1 protein-coding gene is annotated in these 367 nt (G+C 58.9%); it reads right to left on the bottom strand.

The genetic code is table 11. From position 1 onward, the window contains the following. Positions 1 to 127 precede the first annotated feature (127 nt). A partial coding sequence (locus EN807_RS35955) for a hypothetical protein (RefSeq protein ID WP_189522678.1) occupies positions 128 to 367 on the bottom strand: 240 nt, incomplete at its 5' end.

Here is a 367-nt window from a genome sequence, read left to right as displayed (position 1 = left end):
AGAGGATAAATCCTTGGGTCCCGAAGAATGTAAAGGGCCGAATCTTTGTTTTTTGTGCATTCCGGTCGGGCAACCGGTACGACCCTTACGGGACTACGACATCAATTGCGCCAGCGGCAGCCCGGTGTCAGTTCGCGCCGCCCAGCGTGCTCACGATATCGGCCAGGCTGACATTGGCACCGAGAACCGTGGCGGCCGCGACAATGGCAGCGGCAAAAAGCTTGATGTCGGTTTTTAACGTCTTGCACATGGAGGCCCCTCGCTGATCATCGGGAGAGGTAGGAAACACCAGCGCCGGGATTGTGACCTGACAGGGGTGATTTTGTGCCTGACACTGGATGACGGTCGCCGGGAGGGCGGAACGGCG

Source organism: Mesorhizobium sp. M5C.F.Ca.ET.164.01.1.1 (assembly GCF_004792125.1).
GTDB lineage: Bacteria > Pseudomonadota > Alphaproteobacteria > Rhizobiales > Rhizobiaceae > Mesorhizobium > Mesorhizobium wenxiniae.
This window is presented reverse-complemented; position numbering and strand designations above follow the sequence as displayed.